Genomic DNA, 21,818 nt, shown 5'->3' with positions numbered 1-21,818 from the left:
TTAGCGAGACGGCAACGCCGCCTCGTCTGAATCGGGTTATGCTGCCATCTGCGAGACGACAAGCCAGGTGAGTAATCCCACCAGTGTGGTTGCGGCAACCGCGAGAATAACGAAACCGCAAAGCATGATAATGCTCTGTTTTTTCATCAGAGTTTCCTTTTGCGAGCCAGAGTACAAGCCAAAGCACACTGCATCAGCATACTTAAACCTTAGTTAAACAAAAACAACGTTGTTATTCTCATAATATAGGTTAGATTTAATTTAGCCATTTTATGTTATTCATCAGACGTTTCTTACCTAAATATGATATCGGTCATTACCGGCGGGAGCGGCTTCCTGCAAAATTCATGTCTTTAATTGCGCCTTTAATTCATCGCTAAATGGCACGAGGTTTATATATGCTAAATAATGATAAGCAGGATAAAGCGTTAGCTTTATCTGAGCGCCCCTGGTATCAGCGTAGTGTAGCCGAGATATTTTCTGACCTGCAAAGCTCCCCGGCAGGATTATCGACTGCTGACGCACAGGAACGTCTGCAGAAACAGGGGCCAAACGCGCTGCCGCAAAAAGCAGATAAATCAGCGCTGCTCAAATTTATCGCCCATTTTAAAGATGTGCTGATTTATATTCTGCTGGCCGCAGCGGTCATCACCGCGCTCATGGGCCACTGGGTTGATACCTTTGTCATTATCGGTGTAGCCGTTATCAATGCCCTGATCGGTTTTATTCAGGAGAGTAATGCCGAGAAGTCGCTGAAAAGCATTCAGAACATGCTCGCCAGTGAAGCGATGCTGGTGCGGGACGGCAAACAGGTCACCGTCGCAACACGCGATATTGTGGTCGGCGACGTAGTGATGTTACGACCCGGCGACAAAATCCCGGCTGACCTGAGACTGTTTGAAGTCAATAACCTGCGGGTTGAAGAGGCGATTCTTACCGGCGAATCGACGGTGGTCTCTAAGAACATCGACACGCTGAGCGGTGAAAAGTCGCTGGGGGACCGTCTGAATCTGGCGTTTTCCGGCACCACCGTCAGCTCCGGCACCGCCTCAGGTGTGGTCATCGCCAGCGGGGGTGATACGGAACTGGGCTATATCAACGAAATGATCAGCGGCATAAAAGAGGCTAAAACCCCGCTGCTGGTGCAGATCGACAAACTGGGTAAAGCCATTTTTCTTATCATCCTGGTGATGATGGTCGTGTTGTTTATCTTCGGTTTCATGCTGCGTGACATTCCGCTGGGCGAACTGCTGCTGTCCGTCATCAGTCTGGCCGTCGCCACCGTGCCGGAAGGTCTGCCCGCCATTATCTCCATTATTCTGTCGCTGGGTGTGCAGTCGATGGCGCGCACTAATGCGATTATCCGCAAACTGCCTACGGTTGAAACCCTGGGTGCAATGTCCGTGATCTGTTCTGATAAAACCGGCACGCTCACTATGAATGAGATGACGGTGAAAGCGGTGGTACTGGCAAAAAGCCGCTGGCGCGTCAGCGGAAACAGTTACGAACCCAAAGGGGATATTGTCTCTGAACAGGGCGGCAACGCGGATGCTTCGGCGGCACAGGATCCGTTGTTCCAGCAGTTCCTGCATGCGGTAGACACCTGTAATGAAAGTCAGCTGCGTCAGGAAAGCCAGGGGCTCTGGACGATTGTTGGCGGCCCGACCGAAGGTGCACTGAAAGTGCTGGCAGCCAAAGGTCTGGCGACGCCTCAGCCGGTTGAGGTGGTGAGCAAGCTGCCGTTCGACTCCCTCTATAAATATATGTCGGTCAGCTGTGTGGCCAACGGTGAATCTTATGTTCTGCTGACCGGCGCACCGGATGTGTTGCTTACCCTATGTCAGCAGCAACAAACGCCGGACGGCGCAGAGCCGATTGACCGTGCTTACTGGGATGCGGCCATCACCACCTATGCCAGTGAAGGATTACGCACCGTTGCTGCGGCATGGAAAAAAACCTCTGCACCCATTACTTCGCTGGATCATGCCGATCTGAAAAGTGACATGGTGCTGCTGGGGCTGGCCTGCATGATGGATCCGCCACGTCCTGAAGCCATTACTGCCATTGATGAATGCCAGAAAGCGGGTATTCGCGTCAAAATGATCACCGGCGACCATCAGGAAACGGCAATGGCAATTGGTCAGATGCTGGGAATCGGCAACAGCCAGACGGCCATCACGGGTTACCAGCTTGAACACATGAGTGATGCTGAACTCGCAGAGGCGGCTAAAACCTATGATATTTTTGCCCGTACCAGCCCGGAACATAAACTGCGCCTGGTGAAAGCACTGGAAGCGAGCGGAGAAATTGTGGGTATGACCGGCGACGGCGTCAACGACGCACCCGCGCTGAAGCAGGCGAACGTCGGCATCGCAATGGGGATTAAAGGTACAGAGGTAACTAAAGAGGCGGCCGATATGATTCTGGCCGACGACAACTTTGCTACCATCGCGGCCGCAATCAAGGAAGGCCGTCGGGTTTATGACAACCTGAAAAAAACCATTCTGTTCGTCATGCCAACCTGTATGGCGCAGGGGCTGCTGATTATTATCGCGATTCTGATGGGTAATCTGCTGCCGTTAACCCCGGTGCAGATCCTGTGGATGAACATGGCGACCTCCGCCACGCTGTCGTTTGGTCTGGCATTTGAGCCAGCAGAACCCAATGCGATGCGCCGGCCGCCCCGTAATGTCAAAGCACACGTCATGGACGCTTACGCCATCTGGCGTGTGGTGTTTGTCAGCCTGCTGATTTCAATCAGTGCCTTTGTGCTGGAAGCCTGGCTGCAACCGCGTGGCTACAGTCCTGAATTTATCCGCACCGTGCTCCTGCAGATGCTGGTTACGGCGCAGTGGGTCTACATGCTTAACTGCCGCAATACGGATGGTTTCTCCTTAGACCGTGGCCTGCTGAAAAACCGCGGTATCTGGCTGGTGACGCTGGTACTGATTGTGCTTCAGGCCATCATTATCTACGTGCCGTTGATGAACACGCTGTTCGGAACCCGCCCGCTGCCGATTAACTACTGGCTGATTTCGCTGTTAGTCAGTATCGCAATCTTCATCGTGGTAGAGATTGAGAAACGTCTCACCCGCACATGGCGGGTGAAGACGCCGTCACTGAGTTAACTTTGACTCCGGGTCCTGCTGCGTATAACTCGCCAGCAGGACCTTCTTAATCAGATAGGTCAGAGGAATGGCCAGTATCCCGCCCGTAATCCCCAGTAACGCCTGCCAGAAGAGAAACGCCAGCAGCTGTGTGGTGAGTGCAAGATTGAGTCGTTTTCCAATCAGCAGCGGTTCAATCACCGAACTCAGGCAGAGGTTCAGCACCATAAAGAAGCCTGAGACTGCCAGCGCAACCTGTAAATCAAACATGATGTAGCTCTGGATCACCGGCGGAATCGCGGCCAGGAAAGAGCCCAGCACCGGTACGTAATTAAAGATGAACATCAGCACGCCCCAGAAAAAGGCAAACTTCAGTCCGATCAGGTGTGCACCTAAACCCACGATGATCCCGCCAAGAATACTGGTCAGTGTTTTCACCCTGGCATAAACAATCACGCTCTCAATTCCCTCCTGCAGCGCCAGATAAAAGGCGTGATTTTTTCCGCTGACCCGCTGCTGAAGCGCCCTTTTCAGCAGCGGCATCTCATAGAGCATGAACAGCAGCATCAGGAACACCATGATCCACCAGGAGATGACGCCGGGAATTTGCGTCAGAAATGCGGTAACGATGCGCACTATCGCGCCCGCATCGACAAAAGTGAGCATCTGGTCAGGCGTCATACCGATATCAAGCCGGGCAAAGGCCAGCGTCAGCTGTTCCAGCCGTGCCGCCAGCAGCATGGGGGCCTGGCGGCTGAGCTGCATTAAATCAGGCGTCAGTGCCGTTAGCTTGAGCGTGGTGACCACCATGATCATCAGCATCAGCGTAATCACCAGCAGGGATGAGATAATGCGTGGGATTCGCTTTTTATCCAGCCGGGTAATCAGTGGGTCAAGCATGATGGCCAGTAACGCCGCCAGCAGGACCTGATTGATTAGCGGTGCCGCCAGATAAAGGCCGGTGAGAATAATCGTCAGAGAGGCAAGAATAAACAGCACGCGTGCCAGCGGTTGCCAGAGAGTAAACCAGCTCAGTCCCATGTTCGGGCTCCTTCAGCAAAGATACGCTGCAGTATAGATGAGGCTTACCTGTCAGTGCCTTGCGTCAGGTCAGAGGGTGTGGGTAAGGGGCGGAAAGATGAAGGATTGGCACTGCTGTTTTTACGTCAGCATAGAAATGCTTTTTATAGCAGTCAAATCAGTCTATCTTAAAGGGAACAATCATTTCCTAATGGTGCTATCGATGCATGATAACTCTAATAAAGATCGGGGACGACCACGGGCGTTTGACACCGATGCGGCACTCGACAGCGCAATGCTGGTTTTCCGGCAAAAAGGCTATCACGCCACCTCAATCGGCGATTTGGGCCAGGCTATGCAGCTGACCACCGGCAGCATTTATAAAGCCTTCACCGACAAACAAACGCTGTTTGCTACGGTCTTTGCCCGCTATCTCTCACAGCGTAACGGCAGCTTAGCTGCGCGGCTGGCGCAATGTGAAAATGGGCATGATCAACTGGCGGCGCTGCTGCATTTTTACGTGGATTCAGTGCGCGATGTGGAAGGCGAGCGCGGTTGTCTGGTCGCGGTAAGCGCCGTGGAGTTGCAGACACTGGATGAGGAGCTGGCCAGCGCGGTCAGCGCGGCGCTGATGCGCAATCAGCAGAACTTACAGCAGATTATCAGGCTGGGTCAGCAGGATGGTTCGGTTAATCCTGCACTGGACTGTGAAGCCACCGCTTCGCTGATGCTCTGTATCGTGCTGGGGATGCGCGTCGCCGGTAAAGTTGCGGCTACCCGGCCCGATAGCAGCATCATCCCTCTGGCACTGAAGTTACTCGACTGAATTTTTTTATCCATTAAGGAAGTGATCGTTTCCTTATTATCCGGAGGCTTTATGAATTCTCAACCCGCTTATCAGCATCATTTTATCAACGTTGGCACACAGCGCCTGCACTACCTTAGCGATGGCAGCGAACACGCAGAAACGGTGGTGTTGCTCGCTGGTTTTCCGCAGAGCAGTTACGCCTGGCGGGAGGTGATTCCCCGGCTGGCCAGTCGTTTTCAAGTCATTGCACCTGACCTGCCAGGGCAGGGTGATTCAGATTTCCCAGCCAGTGGCTATGACACCGACAGTGTAGCGACATGCATTGTGACGCTGCTAAATCAGCTGGGAATCGAACGCTTTAATCTGGCCGGACATGATATCGGAGCATGGATCGCCTGGTCACTGGCAGCAGCCCATCCCGATAAGGTCAGCCGTCTCGCGCTGCTGGATGGCGGCATTCCCGGTGTGACCCTGCCTGACCTGCTGCCGATGGTCGGTGATAGCGCCTGGAAAACCTGGCATTTCGGTTTTCACTGTGTGGATGATCTGCCGGAAGCACTCATTACCGGCAGGGAGGCGATCTACCTTGACTGGTTTTTTAACCGCAAAGCAGCGAATCCTCATCGTATTGATGCGATAGCCCGTCGTGAATATCTGCGCATTTTTCAGCAGCCCGGCGCTTTACGCGCGGGACTGGCTTTTTACCGCGCCTTCTCGCAGTCGGCAGAGCAGAACCGTCAGCGTGCGTTAAGCGGTAAGCTGGCAATGCCGCTGCTGGCGGTGAGTGCTGACCAGGGATCGATACCCGATATGGCTACGCCGTTACGCGCTGTGGCGCAGCAGGTAAACAGTGAAACTATTCTCAACTGCGGTCATTTTATTCCTGATGAACAACCAGAGAAATTAGCGGAAATACTGGCAGACTTCTTTATTTAACCTCCGGATATACGCTGAATAACACCGCCTGAAAGTAGGGAAAGTAATGTCGCGCGGCGGATTATTAATATTATTGCTGATCCGCTGCTATCTCATACGGCTTTCCAATAAATAAACATAAGCTACTGATTTTTCATAGTTCCTCGTATGTTATAACGCGTTGCTTTCTGTCACGTGCTGTGAATAAATAAACGGTCAACATCATCCAACGTCAGGATGAGATTTAAAAGAGGGCCGGCACCAGACTGCCGTCCTCATATTGCCGGGGCTGCGATGAATCAGGAAAAAGCACGACTGGCCGGGGAAATAAAAGCCAGAGTTAAAGAGATTGAAACGCAATTGGTGGCGATTCGGCGTGATATCCATGCGCATCCGGAATTAGGCTTTGATACATTGCGTACCGCCAGCCTGGTCACAGAGTATCTGCAGGCGCTGGGATTGCATCCCCGGACCGGCGTTGGTCGCAGCGGTGTCGTGGTGGATATCGACGGCGCGGAGCCGGGTAAGACATTGCTATTGCGTGCTGATATGGACGCGCTGCCCATACATGAACAGACGGGTTTACCCTTTGCCAGCCGCTATCCCGGCAAAATGCACGCCTGTGGTCACGACATTCACACGGCGACGATGCTGGGTGTGGCCACAATCCTGCCGCACTATCGTCAGCAGCTAAAAGGCCGCGTCCGGCTGATCTTCCAGCCTGCGGAAGAGACGCCAGAAAGCGGTGCTGAGGCGATGATCGCAGACGGGGTGGCCGACGGCATTGACTGGGCAGTAACCCTGCATAACAAACCTGAACTGGCTGCGGGTGACGTTGCCCTGACGCGTGGAGCCAGTACCGCCTCCAGCGACGAATTCGACGTGACGGTGCACGGCATATCGACCCACGCGGCCCGTCCGCATATGGGCACCGATCCGATTATCGCCACCGTGCATCTCATCAGCCAGCTCCAGACCATCATCTCGCGTGAACGCGATCCTGCTCACTCCGCCGTGTTAACCATCGGGCACATTCAGGGCGGCACCACCCACAACATCATTCCTGACTGCTGTCTGTTTCAGGGCACCATCCGCACTAAATCGCCGGAGGTGCGGGCTGCGATGGAAGCGTCATTTAAACGGATGTGCGAAGGGGTGGCGCTGGCGCAGAACGTCCGCATAGAAGTTAACTTCCAGCGTGGCGTTCCACCCTTAATGAACGACGATCGCCTCATCGATTCACTGGAGCAGATTCTTTCGCATCAGTTTGAGAAGGCCATCATCGCGCAGCCCAGCGCCAGCTTTGGTGCCGAAGATTTTTCACTGTTTACGGAACGGGTACCGGGTTGTCAGATTCATATTGGATCCGCTACGCCGGGCCGTGACGATCATCTGCATAACTCCGACTATCAGCCGGACGAACGCAGCATTGCCGCCGGGACGCAGGCGCTGACCCGTCTTGCGATTGATTTACTCTCTTAATAATAAAGACATGAGGTTTCTATGATGATGCGTAACCGTCTCCTGAAGGCGTCTCTGACCGTGGTGCTGCTTGCCACTTCCGCCTTCAGTCAGGCGAAAGATTTCGGCACCCTGAAGTTTGCTACCGAAGCGGCTTATCCTCCGTTTAACCAGACGACCCCGAGCGGAAAAATCGTCGGCTACGAGCCGGATATGGTGGCGGAGCTGGCGAAGCGTGCAGGTTTTAAATATGAAATCATCGCCCAGAAATGGTCAGGCATGATCCCGGGCCTGATCGACGGTAAATATGATGCGGTGATAGACGCGGTGACGGTGACGCCAAAGCGCGCTGAAGCAATCGATTTTACTCATCAGTACACTGTCAGCGTCTCCAGCTTTGTGACCGCGAAAAAAAGCCCGCTGGCTACGCTGCCAGGCAGCGGCACGGTGGTGACGGCGGATGACGACGCCGGCATGAAAAAAGCAATCGACGACCTGAAAACCACGTTCAAAGGCAAAACTATTGCGGTGCAGGTCGCCACTATTCAGGCGGACTTCCTGCAGAAATACCTGGGCGATGTTGCCACTATCCGCACCTATCAGGCGGGTCCTGAAACCTTCGCTGACCTGATGAATGGCCGCGTGGATGCCGTCATGGCTTCACGTACCAACCTCAACGCCTTTGTGAAAAAACACAGCGATGCGATTAGCAGCAGCGGTTATGGCTTCTCGGGTGGCGTGTTGGGTGCTGGCTCGGCGATTGGTCTGCGTAAAGGCAACAGCGAGCTGCAGCAGGTGCTGAATCAGGCGCTGGAGTCGATGATCAAAGACGGCACGCTGAGCAAACTGTCGATGAAATGGTTTGGCGAAGATGTCGCGCCAAAAGCGTAACTGCTGATGCTGATGAATATTGACTGGCAGATACTGGGCTTTGGGGATGAGGGCTGGGGAGGCGTGCTGCTTAATGCCGCCGCCGTCACGGTCAGCGTGTCGCTCTGCGCCTGGCTGCTGGGTGCCCTGTTGGGCAGCGTGCTCTGCTGGATGCAGATTGCCGGTTCGCGCTGGCAGCAGCGGCTGGCGGCAGGTTACATCACGCTGTTTCGCGGCGTGCCGGAGCTGCTGGTGATCTACCTCTTCTACTTCGGTGGACGTCAGGTGGTCTCAACGGTGGGCACCGCGCTGGGCTTCCAGGGGCCGTTCGATGTGAACGGTTTTGTGGCGGGCGCGATCGCCATTGGCCTGATCTCCGGTGCCTATCAGAGCGGCGTATTTCGCGGTGCGTTCTACGCTATTCCGGGCGGTACGCTGGAAGCGGCGACTGTCACCGGCATGGGACGGCTGATGATGTTTCGCCGCATTATCGTGCCACAGGCGTTACGCACCGCGCTGCCGGGTATGGGCAACCAGTGGCAATCGGTGATCAAAGAGTCGGCGCTGGTCTCGGTCACCGGGCTGGTAGAAACCATGAATCAGGTCTCGACCGCAGCCAACTCCACTCAGATGTCCTTTTTCTTCTACAGCGTGGGTGCGGTGATCTACCTGATTATCACCACCTGTTCCGATATGGTTTTCCGCTACGTGGAAAAGTTTGCGATGCGCGGTCAACAGCGCGTAAAAGGCTAAGGAGTCCACGTGGATATGATGTTTTTACAGCAGACGCTGCTGGCGCTGCTGAAAGGATTGCCGCTGACGATCAATCTGGCGCTGCTCTCGCTGCTGGGGGGCGGCGTGTTGGCGTTGCTGCTTAATCTGCTGCGTATGTCGCGCGTCGGCAGCCTGTTCTGCCGTTTCTACGTCTGGCTGTTTCGCGGTACGCCATTGCTGATCCAGATTTTTATGGTCTATTACGGCCTCGGCAGTTTACCGGCAGTGCGCGACAGCCTTTTCTGGCCGCTGCTGCGCGATCCTTACTGGTGCGGCTTACTGGCGTTGATCCTCAACGATGCGGCTTACACCTCAGAAATCCTGCGCGGCGGGCTGCGCGCCGTCAGTCAGCAGTCGCTGGAGGCCGCTAAAGTCTCGGGCATGTCGTCGTACAAGATCTTTACCCGCATCACTTTACCGATTGCGATTCGTCAGGCGCTGCCGGCCTACAGCAATGAAATCATCTCAATGATTAAAGCGACGTCGCTGGTCAGCACCATCAGCCTGATGGAGATGACTGGCATTGCCGACTCAATTGTTTCCTCCACGTTCCGGGCGCTGGAGGTATTTCTGAGCGCGGCGGTGATTTACCTGATACTGACCATGCTGGTCAGCAAAGGTGTATCAATGCTGGAACGGCGTTTATCACCTTACTATTTCGGAGCACGATCATGACCGCACCTACTATCATGCTGAGCCATCTCAGAAAGAGTTATGCGGGACACGAAGTGCTGCACGACATCAGCCTGACCGCGCAGGATGGTGATGTGATTTCGCTGATTGGTGCCAGCGGCTCAGGAAAAAGTACGCTGTTACGCTGTATTCCGTTTCTTGAAGTGCCGCAGGCGGGCGAAATTGCGGTCGGCGAGGTAAACGTCACGCTGGATAACGCCGACGAAAAGCTGAGCCGCGAGCAGCGCCGCCGTATCAAGCTGATGCGGATGCAGCTTGGTTTTGTGTTTCAGAGCTTTAATCTGTGGCCGCATAAAACGGTGATGCAGAACATCATTGAAGCGCCGGTTCATGTACAGAAGCGGAGCCATAAAGAGGCAATTGAAGAAGCCGAAGCGCTGCTGCATAAAGTGGGACTTTACGCAAAACGCGACGCCTGGCCGTCGCAGCTGTCAGGCGGACAGCAGCAGCGCGTGGCGATTGCCCGGGCGCTGGCGCAGCAGCCGAAAGCGATCCTGTTTGATGAACCGACCTCTGCGCTGGATCCGGAGCTGGTGGGTGAAGTGCTGCGGGTGATCCGCAGTCTGGCAGAAGAAGGGCGCACTATGATTATCGTGACCCATGAAATGGGCTTTGCGCGTGACGTGTCGAACAAAGCGGTGTTTCTGCATCAGGGTATGATTGAGGAGTCGGGTTCACCGGAACAGGTGTTCCTCGATCCGATCTCGCCACGCTGTCGTGCCTTTGTGAACAGCCACTTTGAGCGCAATGCAGGCTAAAGTAACCGGGATAATGCAAGCTGGCTTCAGCACTGATGACTATCGTTTGAAGCCATGTTCAGGATCAATCGATCTGGCGCAGGCCACCCGCCAGCTGGGTGAACACCTCGATCATCTTTGGCAGTGCCTTTTCCGGGTCACTACTGGAGCCGACCCAGAGTGCGGCATTCAGCGCTGCGCTGTTCAGCAGATGCGCGGCGGCATCGGCGTCTACCGGCTTGATGGTTCCGCTTTCGGTCAGCTTCACAATCGTTTCGCGCGTGGCAGCCAGACAGCTGTTCTGGCTGGGCCACTGCGCGGGATCACCCAGAAATGCCGGGCCATCGCGCAGCACAATACGCTGCACTTCAGCCTCCATGGCTAACCGAATATAGGCGATGCCTTCTGCCACCAGCCTCTCCCACTCATCTTCCACACCGGATGCAGCTGCTTTAGCCCGCTGCGCCATCTCACTATCTACCTGCGCAACCACCGCCGCCAGCAGCCCTTTTTTATCGCCGAAGTTATGGTAAAGCGCACCACGGGTCAGGCCCACGCTGGCCGTCAGTTCATCCATAGATGCCGCCGCAAAGCCTTTTTCAGCAAATGCGCTGCGCGCTGCTGCAATCAGCTTTGCACGATTCTCTTCCATTGTTTCCGCGCGACGTTTAGCGGCCATAAGCTCTCCTTTCACATACGGATCGTATATTGTTTGACATACGCCGCGTATATTAAATCAATCCTGTGTACGCCGCATCCTGCTTTCCCGACTGACGCTATGAAAGGAACCATTATGATTACGCGCGAACCTGTTTTCCCCGCTAACCGTCATGCCCTTTACGAGCAGCATGGTTATTCTGCTGCCATCCGATCAGGCGATCTGCTGTTTGTCTCCGGTCAGGTGGGCAGTCGTGCTGACGGCACGCCCGAACCCGATTTTGCTGCTCAGGTTGAACGGGCGTTTGAAAATCTGGCGGCAACGCTCGCTGCGGCAGGCTGCACTTTTGACGACCTGGTCGATGTCACCACGTTCCACACCGATCCGGAGAACCAGTTTGAAACCATCATGCTGGTGAAGCAGTCCATTTTTCAGCAGCCCCCTTACCCTAACTGGACAGCGGTAGGGGTCACCTGGCTGGCGGGATTTGATTTTGAAATCAAGGTGATTGCCCGCATTCCGGCACAACAAAAATAATCTGGTGATGCCAAAAACGGATGCCGGAAGAAAATCATTAAAATTTTTTGCATCCGTTTTCTTCGCTCATTCGTATTAACAGATAAGGGCACATCGGCCCTGTCTGCAAACTCAATGAGGGAAGTGAAAATGAAACCATTCCTGCCAACTCTGCTTTTTTCTGCATTCGTTTTCAGCGGTGCCACCTATGCGGCATCCATGGACAGCGATACGGTCATGGTCGGTGGCGCTGCCATGTACCCGTCAAAAAATATTGTTGAGAATGCTGTTAACTCGAAAGATCACACCACGCTGGTCGCGGCTGTTAAGGCCGCCGGTCTGGTTCCGACGCTCGAAGGGAAGGGGCCATTTACCGTTTTTGCGCCGACCAATGCCGCCTTTGCAAAATTGCCGCAGGGTACCGTCGACTCTCTGCTTAAGCCAGAGAACAAACAGAAGCTCACCAGCGTTCTGACCTATCACGTGGTCGCAGGAAAACTGGACATGAAAGCGCTGGAGAAAAAAATCAAAGCGGGTGGAGGCAAAGCGGCGCTGAAAACGGTAAATGGCGCATCCCTGTGGGTAATGGCAAACGGCCCGCACAACATTCAGCTTAAAGATGCTCAGGGCAATGTCGCTAACATTACCACTTATGATGTGAATCAGAGTAACGGCGTCATCGACGTTATCGATACCGTGCTAATGCCATAACACGTTACCTATACTGTGTGTAGCCACTGATACTGTGGCTACACCTTTAACAGGGAAGCCGATGACAAAAACTGTGCCTCATATTCAGGCTGACGTAATGAACCAGATTGCCTGCGGCGATAAATCTGCGCTGGCGCAGCTCTATCACGTCCTCTCACCCCGGCTTTACGGCATTATTCTGCGTATGGTCAGACGGCGCGACTGGGCAGAAGAGATCCTCCACGACACCTTTATTCAAATCTGGCAGTCGGCAAACTACTACGACCCTAAGCGCAGTGAACCGCTCATCTGGCTCAGTCACATTGCAAGAAACAAGGCGATCGATTTTCTGCGTAGACACGAGAACAGATGCTGTTCGATGGAGGAAATCAGCGAAGCAGAAGCGGGTTTTCAGCGTTCACGTCCCTCTGACGACAGTCCTGCAGAGGCGCGCCGCCTTCAGCACTGTATGGCGCAGTTACCGTCAGAACAGCGACAAAGCCTTTCGCTTGCCTATTATCGTGGCCTGTCACAGAGTGAGATCGCACTCTCCATGAGTCAGCCCGAAGGCACGGTAAAAAGCTGGATCCGTCGCGCGTTAACCCATCTTCGGGAGTGCATAGGCTTATGACTGGTCAGGAAAATGATGATCTCACTGCCGCGGAATATGTGCTTGGGCTAACGGACGCTGACACCCGGCAACGGCTTGATAAACGCTTTAATGACGATGCAGCCTTTGCCGCAGAGGTGGTGCGCTGGCAGAGCGCGTTCAGTGGCATTGATCTGACGACTCAGGAGATCACACCGCTTTCTGCACTCTGGCCGCAGATTGCGCAGGATCTCGACCGGAAACCTGGCACCCCCGGCAAAAAACGCAAACAGTGGCATCCCGGATTCTGGCTCGGCTGGAGCCTGGCCGCGGTAATGACCGGCATCCTCATATTGAGCTGGGTGACGAAGCCTGATGTGACGCACGATCTGCAGCCGATTGCGGTTCTCAGCGGCGCGCAGCCCGATGCACAGTTTGTCGTGAGTCTGGACAAGAGCGCGTCATTAATTCAGGTCTCAGCACTGAACGTCACGCTGCCAGAAAATAAAAACTTACAGCTATGGCTCATAAAGGACAGTGCTCCGCCACAATCACTGGGACTGATCGATCACCGCGACAGGAATGCCTTTAAGTTGCCTTCCGGAGAGCTGGATAATAAGACCATACTGGCGGTAAGTCTGGAACCGGTGGGGGGGTCTAAACTCAGCGGGCCGTCCGGGCCGGTGATTTTCCAGGGCAAAGTTACGCTGCTTTAACCTTCATCAGCAGGGATTTATCTGCCGCCTGGCGGTTATTGCACGTTTTGGCCTTGAAGAGGGGTAGACAGGCAACGATCAAAACGTCCATCGGACGGTCAGTCTGTTTTTATGATTTATAGCTGCAATGAGTCGGCCCGTCAGCCAACCCGTTTCTGAATGGCCAGGGCAGTCATCTGCGTTAACCCATAAAATGTCGCTCCCCCGGCACGCGGAGGAGCGACACGCTCACGCAATCAGGATTGCCCGGATATCGTTGACGTTTGTTAACGTAGGGCCGGTGATCAGCAGATCATCAAGCGCGTGAAAATAGCTGTAACTATCATGGCCATCGAGAGCATTAAGCGCATTAAGGCCGTTCAGTTTGCCGCGTGTGAGTGTATCCGGGAAGACCAGCGCACCTGCAGCATCTTCTGTGCCATCAATACCGTCACTGTCACCAGCGACGGCCCAGATACCCTCCTGACCCTGCAATGCACAGGCAAGGCTGAGCAGAAACTCGGTGTTACGCCCCCCTTTTCCAGCCTGCCCCTGCCTGACAGTCACGGTGGTTTCACCGCCCGACAGCAGCAGCGCAGGGCCGCGAACCGGCTGACCATGCTGCTTCACCGACCTGGCGATACCGGCCATCACTACCGCCACTTCACGGCTTTCACCCTCAATTGCGTCCCCCAGAATCAGCGGCGTCAGCCCGTGTCTGTGTGCGGCCTGCGCCGCCGCCTGTAACGCCAGCGCAGGTGTCGCGATCAGCCTGACTTCACTGTTCACTACGTTTTCCACCGGACTGGCGGGCTGGTTCAGCACTTTGCGAACCGCTTCAGGGACCGCAATACCGTAACGTTCGAGCATCCTGAGCGCATCGGGTGGCGTACTGTGATCGGCAACGGTGGGGCCGGACGCCACGTCCGTCGGGTCATCGCCCGGCACATCGCTGATGATCAATGACACGATACGCGCTGGCTGCGCCAGGCGTGCCAGCTTGCCGCCTTTCACTGCGGAAAGACGGCGACGAACCAGATTCATCTCCCTGATGCTCGCACCACTGTGCAGCAGTGCGCGGGTAATTTTCTGCTTATCTGCCAGCGTCAGTCCCGGTGCAGGCAGCGCCATTAGCGCTGATCCTCCACCTGAAATCAGCGCCAGCACCAGATCATCCGGCGTTAACCCGCGCAACGTCTCCATAATCAGCATCGCCGCCGTCTCGCTCATGGCATCTGACACCGGGTGGGCCGCCTCGATAATACGGATGCGTCCGGCAGGCACCGCGTGCCCGTAACGCGTCACGACGACGCCTGACAGATCCACATCCGGCCAGGCCGCATCGACCGCTGCCGCCATCGCTGCTGAGGCTTTACCGGCACCGATCACCACACAGCGGCCACGCGGTTTTTCCGGCAGGTTCGGCGGGATAACCGGTCCGGCCCGGGCGCTGTCAACAGCGTGCTGAAAAATATCGCGAAGGATTGTCGCGGCCTGTTCATTTCTCATGGTTATGCCGTCTCGGTAACGTCAGCGCTGGCTTCGATAAACTGCACGACCGCGCGGGTAACGTCAGCGGTCGTGGCAGTGCCACCCACATCCGGCGTCAGAATGCCTTTCTCGCAAACATATTCGATGCTGTCCATAATCAGCGCAGCGGCGTCACGTTCGCCCAGATGCTCCAGCATCTGTACTGCGGTCCAGAACGTGGCTATCGGGTTTGCGATGCCTTTGCCTGTAATATCGAAGGCAGAGCCATGGATCGGTTCAAACATGGAAGGGAAGCGGCGTTCAGGATCAATATTGGCGGTCGGTGCAACGCCCAGACTACCGGCCAGCGCACCGGCAAGGTCTGAAAGGATATCGGCGTGCAGGTTAGTGGCAACGATGGTATCCAGCGTCTGCGGATGCAGCGTCATGCGGTGTGTCATGGCATCGACCAGCATTTTGTCCCACTGTACATCCGGGAACTCCAGCGCCACTTCGGCGGCAATTTCATCCCACATCACCATCCCGTGGCGCTGGGCATTTGATTTGGTCACTACTGTCAGTAGTTTGCGCGGACGGGACTGCGCCAGTCTGAAGGCATAACGCATAATCCGCGTCACGCCAACGCGGGTAAAGATCGCCACCTCGGTGCCCACTTCTTCCGGTAAACCACGATGTGCGCGGCCGCCATTCCCGGAATATTCACCTTCGGAGTTTTCACGCACAATGACCCAGTCCAGGTCGCCCGGACCGCGGTTTCGCAGCGGAGAGGTTACGCCCGGCAGAATTTTGGTTGGTCTGACATTGGCGTACTGATCGAAACCCTGGCAGATGGGCAGACGCAGACCCCACAGCGTAATGTGGTCAGGCACATCCGGTGCGCCGACCGCGCCAAAATAAATAGCATCGAATGACTTCAGCGTATTCAGCCCGGTTTCCGGCATCATCACGCCATGCTGCTTGTAATAGTCTGAGCCCCAGTCAAACGTCTCGATCTCAAACTTCAGCTGCGGATTGTGGCGTGTCAGCGCCTGCAGAACTTCAATTCCCGCTGAAATAACTTCCGGACCGATACCGTCGGCAGGGATGGCAGCAATTTTGTAATTACGCATAGTGACTTCTCCAGTTAATGAGTATGAGGATGAGGAATTTCGGCTGTTTGCGGCTTGTTGGTTCTGGCAGTGAGAATCAGAACAACCAGAGCAGAGAGCCCCAGCAATCCGGCGACAAAGTAGAGACCCCAGGTATAGCTACCCGTCTGCTGACGGATTACGCCAATCATCATCGGGCCAACAAATCCGCCGAGGTTGCCAATCGAGTTGATGGTGGCGATGCCCGCCGCCGCCGCCGGCCCGCTGAGGAAGAGCGTTGGCATACTCCACAGTGGGGGCTTAGAGGCACTGATGCCTGCGGTGACAAGGGTCAGGGCGATGATGACGGTGAAAATCGTGCTGACATTACCGGCATAAATCAGTCCGACGGCAGCCAGCAGGCACGCACCAATTACGTGCCAGCTGCGTTCCCGGGTGCGGTCAGAGTGCCGCGCCCAGAGGATCATGGCGATAACACCGATCACAGCCGGGAAGGCGTTCAGGAAGCCTGTCTCCATTGAGGTTGCGCCGAAGCTGCGGATAATCTGCGGTGACCAGATCCCAAGCGTGTACAACCCGGCCGATGTACCGAAGTAGACCAGCGCCAGCGCCAGGACGCGTTTATCTGCCAGTCCCTGCCAGGCGCTGGTGTGGCTCTGCTTAGCTGCCCGGGTCTGCTCCTCGGCGCGCATGGTGTTTTCCAGCCAGGTACGTTCTTCGTCGGTCAGCCATTTCGCTTTGGCCGGGCGGTCGGTAAGAAAGAACAGGACAACTACGCCGAGCAGTAATGCCGGTATCGCTTCAATGACGAACATCCACTGCCAGCCGGCATAACCCAGAAAGCCATGCATCTCCAGCAGTGCCGCCGAGATGGGCGATCCGAGTGCTGTAGAAAGGGGCGCTGCAGCCATAAAAATCGCCGTGACTTGGGCGCGTTTTGCTGCCGGGAACCAGTAGCTGAGATAGAGGATGATGCCAGGAAAAAAACCGGCTTCTGCCACACCGAGCAGAAAACGCAGTACATAAAAACTGGTTGTGCCCTGCACAAAGGCCATACAGCCAGAAACCAGGCCCCAGGTGATCATCACGCGGGCAATCCAGATGCGGGCACCGACTTTATGCAGAATTAAGTTTGACGGAACCTCAAACAGAAAATAACCGAGAAAGAAAATGCCAGCGCCCAGCCCGAATACGGTGGGTGAAAATCCCAGATCCTCATTCATGGTCAGGGCCGCAAAACCGATGTTAACCCGGTCCAGAAATGCGATGAAATACAGCAGCATGATAAAAGGAATGATGCGAAGTGTAACCTTGCGCATAACCTTTTTTTCGAGGTCATTATTCATTTCGCGATGCTCCACAGTCATGTAGGGTTGTTATTGTTTTGTAATAATCCCAGTATGAAGTTTTGAGCAGCTTTATCATCGGCACTGCTTTATACAAATAATTTGCATAATCAGGTTCGGGTAAAAAAATGGATATAAATCAGTTACGTTGCTTTGTTGTGCTGGGTGATGAGCTTCACTTTGGACGGGCTGCCCGTAAGCTTGAAATGATGCCTGCGTCACTGAGTCGCTTCATCAGATTGCTTGAAGATGACTTGGGAATAAGGCTGCTGAACCGTTCAACCCGAAATGTTTCGCTGACGCCTGAAGGGGCGGCTTTCCTCAATGAGGCCAAAACCGTTCTTGCGGATTTTGATGGACTGCGGTTGCGGTTCCTCAAAAACAGATTAACGCAGAAAAGAACGCTGCGAATTGGCGCTATAGACAGCGCTGCCAGAGGATTATTGCCGAAATTAATTAATCTCTTTGTCAGGCAGTTTCCTGAAGCGGATATCCATATTACGGAAGATAAATCTCACACTCTTATTCCGCGGCTTTTATCAGGGTGGCTCGATGTGGTCCTGATACGCCCTCCTGAACAGGTTGATGCCATGCTGACGACGCGTTTCATCGCGAATGAAACCTGCGTGCTCGCTGTTCCTGCCCATCACCGGCTTGTTAATTATTCCGAGGTCACTATCCGTGATTTTTGTCATGAGCCGGTGATCATGCCAGAAAGGCGTACCCGGCCTCACAGCCATGATCTCACGATGAATGTGTTCAAAGCGGGTGGTTGCACACCTGTCATTGCACAGTATGCTGAAGAGAAACAGACCATCCTGAGCTTTGTTGCCGCCGGTCTGGGCATTGCTCTGGTACCGTCATCCTATAAAAATATGAATGCTGACGGGGTCAAGTATCTGACTCTCTCGCCTGCCATAGATATTGAGGGGCTGCCGCTCAGTGCGATGTGGCATCAGGGAAACAATAATCTTTATGTCAGAGCCCTGCTGGATATGCTCGCTGATAATCTCGACGCGCTGACACGTGACCTGTGAATAGCAACTCGGATTATTTTCAGACACACATAACCGGAGCAGATAATTTATTTTTACCTGCGCGATGCACCGTTTTGCAGAGAGCCTCCAGCCAGATAAAAGCCCCAACCGGGGGCCTTATCACGTTTACTTTCCTGCGGGCTTATTGCGGCTATGGCAGCGACAATGATAAACAGCGCAAGGGTTATGCTGTCCAGCCAGAAAAGGAGGCCAGCGTTACTACACTTTTATCACACACAATGCGGCAATCGGCATGGAAAGGAAAAAAAGAATATTGCGCATCCCGTCCGGCGCGATAAGTGACCAGGCCTGTTTGTAAAAAGCGAAATTGAGAAAAACAGCGATATAAAGTGAGAATAGCAGTATGAACGCTGAGCGGGGCAATACGGGCTGACTGACATAAAATCGTGGCATAAAGGTATGCCATAACCTTGCGGAAATAAACCAATAAAGTTCTTTCTGGAATAATCAGTAAGCGTTAATAAAATTTATATGCCAGCAATCTTGAGTTAAGAAAGGTGATGACAGTGATGATGGTAATAACTGCCTTAAAACATTTGCTTAGTATTTTTAGTGATCTGATAGATCCAGGCAGGGCTCATTTTTCCATCCTGCTAATGTTAATTAAAAATGAACTTTTTGCTGCACGTTGTGCGGTTCATGTCGTTAATTTTTGATGCTGATCACGCCGGTCTGTTTGAAGAGAATGCGGTTTTCGAATCTGGCACACTGCAATTGTCGGAAAATTAATGTTCTTGAAATAATTCTTAACTGGAACTGTGACTTACAATACTCACTGATGCAATCAGTAAACATAGAGGGTTATAAACTACGTTTGCGGGAATGAACGTCCAGTACGCACCGGAGTGAGCAGTAAGAGTGACCATGCGTTCATTGTTACGCTTCTTGTGCAAAAAGCGATTAATAAAGTCCCGCCAATGTGCATGTCTTAAATCACCACTTCAGTAATAAATTCCGGCACGTCTTTTATGGTCACTTTTTCTGATAATTAAATTTCCTTACGGCCCAGATATCGCTCTTTCATTAGCGACAGTGCAATGCCGATATCCAGCGCTGGCGAGGGGGGCATGACATTCGCTTTGCCCAGCGACAGCATATCTGCAATATGCGGATTATCCTGTTTCATCATGAAATCCGCCAGCAGCGTGCCTGCCACGGTCTGCTTTGAGATGCCAGCACCATTACAACCGCCCGCCGTGCAGAGAAATTTGTTCAGCATACCCCATTCTGGCGCGCCGTTACGCGTGACGCTGATGGTGCCCGACCAGGTGTGAGTGATCTTCACATTGCTCAGCGTCGGAAAGACTTTCTTAAATAAGTGCTCATGCAATTGGGTCGCCTCATAAGTCCGGGCTGCATTTACCTGGCCCCTGAGCGCGGGTATGACATGCTGGCGAATCAGGAAACGGCGATCTGAGGTAAAACGGAAGGTCGCTCCGGCAATCGCGTTAACCGGCGTGAGTCCCCAGCTCTGCATGGGGGGCAGGGTAGCCAGTTGTTCGTCCGTCAGCGGATCGGTGATGCTGGCGAAGGTAGCCATAGCAGCCTGACGCGAAAGCCCCGGACGCAGCTCCGGCGATAGTGCATTGGTAGCCAGCATCACTTTTGGCGTTTTGATCACCCCAAATGGTGTAAGCACTTCAGCCATGCTGCCGTAACGGATCCCCAGCACGGGTGTGTTATCGAAGCGCTGAACATTCTCAGGTAAACACGCGTTCAGGCCGGCAATCAGCTGCGCCGGATTAACCAACACGCAGCCCGGTGTATAAATCCCTTTGCTGTAAAAGCGTGTACCGAGTTTCTGGTACAGCTCCTCGCTGTCTGACATCTGCCACGGCTCATTCATCAGATCGAGATGACTGGCATACTCTTTTAAAATAGCGTCATTACCAGGTTCAGCCTGACAGTGATATTTGCCGACCCGTTCCCAGTCGCACTGAAGATGATGCTGCGAAATAACCTGCTCCAGCTGACGAATGCCTTCCTGAAGCAAATTCCGGTATGCGTTTGCCTTTTTTAATTCGGCCGTTGAACTGCCAATATTATGCGGCAGACCGATAACGAACCCGGAATTACGTGCCGATGCGCTTTGCTGTGTGCTATGAGCCTCGACGATAATAATTTTCAGCTTCGGATTGATTTCCGCCAGACGGCGCGCAAAGGCGACGCCTGCAAATCCTGCCCCGACGATGACCCAGTCTGCAGTGATATCGCCCTGCAACGCTGGCTGTGGCGAAAAACTGTGCTCACCCGCAGGCCAGCCCGATTGATTATGATTGAATGGTATAGACGCGTAGCGCAATTCCCTGTGCCTTATATGAAAAATAAAGCAATTTTATAGGGGAAAGCGGGATGTCTGTGCCAGCGGTAATCTGACTAATCTTGATTTCAGACAAGTAAAATAAAGGTTTTCTTCTGCACAACCGATGTGCGCGGATGTGCGGATAAGAGAGGATAACGCGCCCACAGAGTTTTATGTTTCTGCTATTCGGGTCCGATAAGCACGCTGTAAATTTCAGCCACCACCTGCATCGTTGCCTCTTCAATGCTCCCTTCATTGCGACATAAAAGCCAGCCGTTGCTGGCAATTTCCTGTTCAAACGCGCGGGTGCAGGCGATATGTTCTTCCAGTCGGTAAATTACCGTACTTCCCAGTCCACGCGACCGGGCTGCGGCTCTTTCCCAGGAAATTTCCGGTGCAGTGACCACCCCGACATGCAGATCTGGCGCGCGGACCTTGTGCTCACGGTTTAGCTGCAGAATCTCTGTAAAAGGAACCATCCGGCGAAACGCGGCATCCGATGGATACCAGCGATCCATCAGAATAACGCTGTCCTGCGGCTGTTTAGTCAATACGTTCTGCGAAATCCAGGCGCGGCTGACAGCAAAGCGCTGACAGATGTCCCATTCCAGCTCTGCCGAGGGATCTCTGGCAAGCCGGTTAACCAGCGCCATGGATTCCGCCCTGAAAGGATCGCTCTTTTTCTCGCTGAGTCGGATCACTTTTATGTTGTCTGCCCTCAGCACGTGCGTGATGGCCTCCAGCAGCGTGGTTTTACCGGCTCCCTTGGGGCCATCCAGAGAAACAAACAGTTGACGACTCATGTCAGGAGTGACGATTGAGTCAGGATTTCAGTAAAAGATACATCTGCCAAAAGCATGTTATTTCCTGGGGTGAGAAGCGGATATTTTCTTAAGCCGTCGGCCATCTTTGCGAGAACAGAATTGAGGCGTATTCACAGACAATGATGGATACGCTAAAACTGGCTCTGCATGGCAGGCTTAATCACCCTCTTTTCTGG

At 53.9% G+C, this 21,818-nt stretch carries 20 protein-coding genes; 13 read left to right on the top strand and 7 right to left on the bottom strand.

The genetic code is table 11. The features are described 5' to 3' along the window. Window positions 1–398: 398 nt before the first annotated feature. Window positions 399–3,128 (top strand): cation-transporting P-type ATPase, encoded by a 2,730-nt coding sequence (locus F3I44_RS17005; RefSeq protein WP_150014309.1) that lies wholly within the window; start codon window positions 399–401, stop codon window positions 3,126–3,128. Here F3I44_RS17005 and F3I44_RS17000 read toward each other — a convergent pair. Next, window positions 3,117–4,148, bottom strand: coding sequence for an AI-2E family transporter (locus F3I44_RS17000; protein WP_150014307.1), 1,032 nt, complete (start codon window positions 4,146–4,148; stop codon window positions 3,117–3,119). The two genes, F3I44_RS17005 and F3I44_RS17000, sit on opposite strands and share 12 nt — an antisense overlap. Before the next feature lie 190 nt (window positions 4,149–4,338). Between F3I44_RS17000 and F3I44_RS16995 the strand changes: the two genes are divergently transcribed. The 7 genes from F3I44_RS16995 to F3I44_RS16965 all read left to right on the top strand — a co-directional run bounded on the left by F3I44_RS16995 (window position 4,339) and on the right by F3I44_RS16965 (window position 10,406). Continuing rightward, window positions 4,339–4,953: a TetR/AcrR family transcriptional regulator gene (locus F3I44_RS16995; protein WP_150014305.1), complete on the top strand. Its 615-nt coding sequence runs from the start codon at window positions 4,339–4,341 to the stop codon at window positions 4,951–4,953. Window positions 4,954–5,004: 51 nt separating this feature from the next. Further along, window positions 5,005–5,871: an alpha/beta fold hydrolase gene (locus tag F3I44_RS16990; protein WP_150014303.1), complete on the top strand. Its 867-nt coding sequence runs from the start codon at window positions 5,005–5,007 to the stop codon at window positions 5,869–5,871. Between the two features lie 273 nt (window positions 5,872–6,144). Continuing rightward, a complete protein-coding gene (locus F3I44_RS16985; protein WP_150014301.1) occupies window positions 6,145–7,332 on the top strand; it encodes a M20 family metallopeptidase in 1,188 nt (395 codons plus the stop codon). A 21-nt stretch (window positions 7,333–7,353) separates the two neighbouring features. Continuing rightward, entirely contained in the window at window positions 7,354–8,202 is an 849-nt protein-coding gene (locus F3I44_RS16980) for a transporter substrate-binding domain-containing protein (protein ID WP_190285970.1), read from the top strand. A gap of 6 nt (window positions 8,203–8,208) precedes the next feature. Further along, window positions 8,209–8,934, top strand: a complete 726-nt coding sequence (locus F3I44_RS16975) for an ABC transporter permease (RefSeq protein WP_010246779.1) — start codon at window positions 8,209–8,211, stop codon at window positions 8,932–8,934. Between the two features lie 9 nt (window positions 8,935–8,943). After that, window positions 8,944–9,630 carry an ABC transporter permease gene (locus F3I44_RS16970; RefSeq protein ID WP_150014299.1) on the top strand — a complete coding sequence of 229 codons (687 nt, stop codon included), beginning with the start codon at window positions 8,944–8,946 and terminating at the stop codon, window positions 9,628–9,630. Beyond that, entirely contained in the window at window positions 9,627–10,406 is a 780-nt protein-coding gene (locus F3I44_RS16965) for an ABC transporter ATP-binding protein (RefSeq protein WP_010246775.1), read from the top strand. The genes F3I44_RS16970 and F3I44_RS16965 overlap by 4 nt, the downstream gene beginning before the upstream one ends. 64 nt (window positions 10,407–10,470) lie before the next feature. On the opposite strand, the gene F3I44_RS16960 is transcribed toward F3I44_RS16965, so the two are convergent. Further along, complete coding sequence (locus F3I44_RS16960) at window positions 10,471–11,064, bottom strand: TetR/AcrR family transcriptional regulator (protein WP_150014297.1); 594 nt, start codon at window positions 11,062–11,064, stop codon at window positions 10,471–10,473. A gap of 114 nt (window positions 11,065–11,178) precedes the next feature. Between F3I44_RS16960 and F3I44_RS16955 the strand changes: the two genes are divergently transcribed. The 4 genes from F3I44_RS16955 (at window position 11,179) to F3I44_RS16940 (ending at window position 13,554) form a co-directional block, all read left to right on the top strand. Continuing rightward, complete coding sequence (locus tag F3I44_RS16955) at window positions 11,179–11,580, top strand: RidA family protein (protein ID WP_150014295.1); 402 nt, start codon at window positions 11,179–11,181, stop codon at window positions 11,578–11,580. Window positions 11,581–11,709: 129 nt separating this feature from the next. Next, window positions 11,710–12,270 carry a fasciclin domain-containing protein gene (locus F3I44_RS16950; RefSeq protein WP_150014293.1) on the top strand — a complete coding sequence of 187 codons (561 nt, stop codon included), beginning with the start codon at window positions 11,710–11,712 and terminating at the stop codon, window positions 12,268–12,270. Window positions 12,271–12,331: 61 nt separating this feature from the next. Beyond that, window positions 12,332–12,880, top strand: coding sequence for a sigma-70 family RNA polymerase sigma factor (locus F3I44_RS16945; RefSeq protein WP_150014291.1), 549 nt, complete (start codon window positions 12,332–12,334; stop codon window positions 12,878–12,880). Further along, a complete protein-coding gene (locus F3I44_RS16940) occupies window positions 12,877–13,554 on the top strand; it encodes an anti-sigma factor domain-containing protein (RefSeq protein WP_150019493.1) in 678 nt (225 codons plus the stop codon). Before F3I44_RS16945 ends, F3I44_RS16940 begins: the two co-directional genes overlap by 4 nt. A 228-nt stretch (window positions 13,555–13,782) precedes the next feature. Here F3I44_RS16940 and F3I44_RS16935 read toward each other — a convergent pair whose 3' ends face one another. From F3I44_RS16935 to F3I44_RS16925, 3 genes are read right to left on the bottom strand one after another with little or no spacing between them, the layout of a single operon-like run. Beyond that, the gene (locus F3I44_RS16935) at window positions 13,783–15,042 is read right to left on the bottom strand and encodes a glycerate kinase (RefSeq protein WP_150014287.1); all 1,260 of its coding nucleotides are present in this window, start codon (window positions 15,040–15,042) and stop codon (window positions 13,783–13,785) included. Between the two features lie 2 nt (window positions 15,043–15,044). Continuing rightward, window positions 15,045–16,133, bottom strand: coding sequence for a tartrate dehydrogenase (locus F3I44_RS16930; RefSeq protein ID WP_150014285.1), 1,089 nt, complete (start codon window positions 16,131–16,133; stop codon window positions 15,045–15,047). A 14-nt stretch (window positions 16,134–16,147) separates the two neighbouring features. Continuing rightward, window positions 16,148–17,458, bottom strand: coding sequence for an MFS transporter (locus F3I44_RS16925; RefSeq protein ID WP_150014283.1), 1,311 nt, complete (start codon window positions 17,456–17,458; stop codon window positions 16,148–16,150). Window positions 17,459–17,586: 128 nt separating this feature from the next. Between F3I44_RS16925 and F3I44_RS16920 the strand changes: the two genes are divergently transcribed. Further along, on the top strand, window positions 17,587–18,495 hold the full coding sequence (locus tag F3I44_RS16920) for a LysR family transcriptional regulator (RefSeq protein ID WP_150014280.1): 909 nt from the start codon (window positions 17,587–17,589) through the stop codon (window positions 18,493–18,495). Window positions 18,496–19,504: 1,009 nt separating this feature from the next. Here the strand turns inward: F3I44_RS16920 and F3I44_RS16915 are convergent. Both F3I44_RS16915 and F3I44_RS16910 read right to left on the bottom strand, forming a co-directional pair. After that, window positions 19,505–20,818, bottom strand: a complete 1,314-nt coding sequence (locus tag F3I44_RS16915; RefSeq protein WP_150014278.1) for an FAD-binding oxidoreductase — start codon at window positions 20,816–20,818, stop codon at window positions 19,505–19,507. A gap of 182 nt (window positions 20,819–21,000) precedes the next feature. Next, window positions 21,001–21,621 (bottom strand): dTMP kinase, encoded by a 621-nt coding sequence (locus F3I44_RS16910; protein ID WP_150014276.1) that lies wholly within the window; start codon window positions 21,619–21,621, stop codon window positions 21,001–21,003. Between the last annotated feature and the right edge of the window lie 197 nt (window positions 21,622–21,818).

The organism is Pantoea sp. F_5 (assembly GCF_008631595.1).
In the GTDB taxonomy this organism is placed as follows: domain Bacteria; phylum Pseudomonadota; class Gammaproteobacteria; order Enterobacterales; family Enterobacteriaceae; genus Pantoea; species Pantoea gossypiicola.
The sequence above is the reverse complement of the archived record's forward strand: the minus strand, read 5'-3'. Positions and strand labels throughout refer to the sequence as shown.